This is a genomic window from uncultured Faecalibacterium sp. (assembly GCF_900066275.1).
In the GTDB taxonomy this organism is placed as follows: domain Bacteria; phylum Bacillota; class Clostridia; order Oscillospirales; family Ruminococcaceae; genus Faecalibacterium; species Faecalibacterium taiwanense.
The window spans coordinates 1-2,237 of the sequence record NZ_FMFG01000082.1 but is presented as its reverse complement, the minus strand read 5'-3'; the positions used below and the strand labels follow the sequence as shown (position 1 = coordinate 2,237).

Below are 2,237 nucleotides of genomic sequence, written 5' to 3'. Positions count from 1 at the left end.
GCGGCGGCAGCATCCTTGATCTGGGCGATTGCCCGCATACGGTTTTCGTTCTGCTTCAACTGCCCGCGGAGAGGAGCAGCGGTCTGGTTTAAGCTGTCAATGGCTTGGTTCAAATCCTCAACGGTGTTCAGAGAATGAGCTTTCAGATAATCAACAGCCCGCTTGACTTCCTCAAAGTCCCGGACAGTGCATTTCAGTTTTGCCTTGCCAGACCAATCGCTGCGCTGCTCGTTGCGGAGATTGAAGTAGTCCACCAGCAAATCAGAAAGCGTGGGTTCTTTCGCCTTTTCCAGAGCGTCCAGAAGAAGCTGCTTCTTTTCGTTCAGGTCTGCGATCCAGCGTTGCAGTCCACGGATGGCACTGCGGATGGACTGCATCAGGCTATTGGCGGCGCGAATATCCCGGTTCAGGTTGCCGAGAAAAGTTTCCACTCCACGCTTTTCCATCTGGTGTGCGGCGGGACCGAGATGCACGGTCGGTATCTGCTGGATGCCCTGTCGCTCAAAGGAGCGCAGGTCAACACGTTCCGGGCGGCCAGCCGCTTCCAAATAGCGGTTGGTAATGGTCTCCCAGCCATGCCGCCAGACCTCGGCATACTTCTGGTCGTTCCAGTCCACCGTGTTTTCCTTGTGGCACTTCCAGTTGCCGGAAGCGAGCCGGATGCGCTCACCGTTCTCGTCAAGGTCGTACACCTTTCTGGCTTTCGGGAGCCACTTGCCGTGTTCATCTATTGCCCGGAGCGTCAGCAGAATGTGAGCGTGTGGGTTTCCATCTCCCTTGTTGTGGATGGCAAAGTCGGCAATCATCCCTTTGGAAACAAACTGCTCCTGACAAAACTCTTTTATCATGGACAAATACTGCTCCTTCGGCACCTCCACCGGGAACGCCAGCACGATGCGCCGGGCAAGCTGGGAGTTCCACTGGTTCTCCACAGCTTCTACGGCGTTCCAGAGGGTCGCCCGGTCTGCATATCCGGGCGGCGCATAGGATGGCAGCATGATCTCAGCGTGGACAAGCTCTTTCTTCTTGTTGTAGAATTTTGTTCTCTGGTCGTACTCGCTGAACAGCCGTTCGCCGCTTTGGTAAGCGGCCCCGGCAACAGCGGACTGCCCTTGGCTGCGCTTAACGATGGTAATTTTGAAATGCGGACACGGAATAGGCATCACCTCCTGATGACATTTGAATCGTTCTCTTGTAAAAATCACGGAATTATGGTACTATTATTTTGGATAAGTAAGCAGAAAGCTGGTGAGCCAATGTCGGAAAGAAAATCACAACAGGAACTGGATTTTGAACGGAAACATGAAGAAGATTTGCAGCGGTTGCGTGGATTGCGGTTGATTGATGATGATTTCATGGCTGCGGTGTTTGAAGAACGTGCCTGTGCTGAGTTTCTTTTGCAGATCATCTTGAAACGGGATGATTTGACCGTCAAAGAGGTTCACGGCCAGTACAGCATCAAAAATCTGCAAGGGCGTTCAGTCCGATTGGATATTTTGGCAGTGGATCGGGAAAACCGTGCATATAATATTGAGGTGCAGCGCAGTGACCGTGGTGCTAGTGAAAAGCGCGCACGGTACAATAGCAGTCTGCTGGATGCAAACTTGACTGATGCGGGCGATGATTACGATGCGCTGAACGAAACATACGTTATCTTTATCACTGAAAATGACGTATTAAAGGCCGGCCTTCCAATTTATCATGTTGACCGTACAGTTCGGGAAACGGGAACGTTTTTCAACGATCAGGCTCACATCGTTTATGTGAACTCACAAATCAAGGACGAAACCGCATTAGGAAAACTGATGCACGACTTTTTCTGTACCAACTCGAAGGATATGAATTATTCCATTTTGGCACAGAGGGTTCGTTATTTCAAAGAAGACACGAAGGGAGTGGCAGCTATGTGCAGAGCTATGGAAAAGATGCGGGATGAAACCGAGCATGAAACATCGGTCAAACACGCATTGGCAATGTTGGCAGATGGTGTGCCTTGTGAAAAGGTGGCAAAGTACACCGACCTTTCAATTGAGGAAGTCCGGGCATTAGCTGAAAAGAAATCTGCCTAACAAAAAGATAAGCCGATTGGAAATGTTTCTGTTTCCAATCGGCTTTTTCTATGCGTGTTTTATGGTAGCGGGCAAAAGGATAGCTGCAAAGCAGCGCAAGGAAAATGCAGTTTTCCTTGGGATGGAATCGGGCTGGCGCACAAACGCCAGCTTCGATTTCATCGAGCC

2 protein-coding genes are annotated in these 2,237 nt (G+C 50.6%); one reads left to right on the top strand and one right to left on the bottom strand.

Annotation, left to right across the window (positions count from 1 at the left end; genetic code table 11):
• The coding region (gene mobQ, locus QZL71_RS13055; RefSeq protein WP_294649175.1) for a MobQ family relaxase at positions 1-1,157 on the bottom strand (1,157 nt) is incomplete at its 3' end.
• Between the two features lie 99 nt (positions 1,158-1,256).
• On the opposite strand from mobQ, the gene QZL71_RS13050 reads away from it, so the two are divergent.
• On the top strand, positions 1,257-2,069 hold the full coding sequence (locus QZL71_RS13050) for a PD-(D/E)XK nuclease family transposase (RefSeq protein WP_158388373.1): 813 nt from the start codon (positions 1,257-1,259) through the stop codon (positions 2,067-2,069).
• Positions 2,070-2,237 lie beyond the last annotated feature (168 nt).